This window comes from Streptomyces sp. RP5T (assembly GCF_003933965.1).
Classification (GTDB): domain Bacteria; phylum Actinomycetota; class Actinomycetes; order Streptomycetales; family Streptomycetaceae; genus Streptomyces.
In genome coordinates this window covers 1-1,091 of the sequence record NZ_RSAJ01001137.1, presented here as the reverse complement: position 1 = coordinate 1,091, position 1,091 = coordinate 1, and the positions used below count along the sequence as shown (strand labels likewise).

Annotated in this window: 1 protein-coding gene; it reads right to left on the bottom strand. The window is 68.1% G+C overall.

What is annotated here, in order from left to right:
• Positions 1–1,013: M1 family aminopeptidase (locus EHS43_RS44985; RefSeq protein WP_260471027.1), on the bottom strand; the 1,013-nt coding region annotated here is incomplete at its 3' end.
• Positions 1,014–1,091 lie beyond the last annotated feature (78 nt).

Below are 1,091 nucleotides of genomic sequence, written 5' to 3'. Positions count from 1 at the left end.
ACCCAGGTGTCGGTGAAGCGGGTGGCCTCGGTGAGGATCTGGTAGCCCATGTACTCGGCGAAGGACTCGTTCAGCCAGATGTCGTCCCACCAGCGCAGGGTGACGAGGTCGCCGAACCACATGTGGGCCATCTCGTGGGCGATGACCATGGCGCGGGTCTGGCGTTCGGTGTCGGTGACGGCGGAGCGGTAGACGAACTCGTCGCGCAGGGTGACGAGGCCGGGGTTCTCCATGGCGCCGGCGTTGAACTCGGGGACGAACGCCTGGTCGTAGGAGTCGAAGGGGTAGGGCTCCTCGAACTTCTCGTGGTAGCGGTCGTAGCACTGCCTGGTGATCTCGAAGATCTCGTCGGCGTCCGGGTCGAGGTAGGGGGCCAGCGAGCGGCGGCAGTGGATGCCGAAGGGCAGGCCGCGGTGCTCGGTGCGCACGGAGTGCCAGGGGCCGGCGGCGACGGCGACGAGGTAGGTGGAGATCAGGGGGGTGGGGGCGGCCTGCCAGGTGCCGTCGCCGAGGTCGGTGGTGATGCCGTTGGCGAGGACGGTCCAGTTCTCGGGGGCCTTCACGGACAGCTCGAAGACGGCCTTGAGGTCGGGCTGGTCGAAGGCGGCGTAGACGCGCTGGACGTCGTCGAGGAAGAGCTGGGTGTAGACGTAGGTCTCGCCGTCGGTGGGGTCGGTGAAGCGGTGCATGCCCTCGCCGGTGCGGGAGTACCGCATGACGGCGTCGATGCGCAGTTCGTGCTCGCCGGCGGTCAGTCCCGTGAGGGGCAGCCGGTTCTCCTCCAGGGTCCGCGGGTCGAGGGGGCGGCCGTCGAGGGTGGCCTCCCGCAGTTCGGCCGGCTTGAGTTCGACGAAGGTGTCCGCCTGCGTGCGCGCCGTGAACCGGATGACGGTGTGGGACGTGAAGGTCTCGTCGCCGGTGGTGAGGTCGAGCGCGATGGTGTAGCGGTGGACGTCGAGGAGTTTGGCACGGGTCTGCGCTTCGTCGCGCGTCAGTACGGACATGCAGGACATGCTGCCTGATGGCACGGGCAACTCACAGAGGCGGATCGGTACACGCCTTATGTCCGGTCCTGTTCGAGCTCCCCGGTG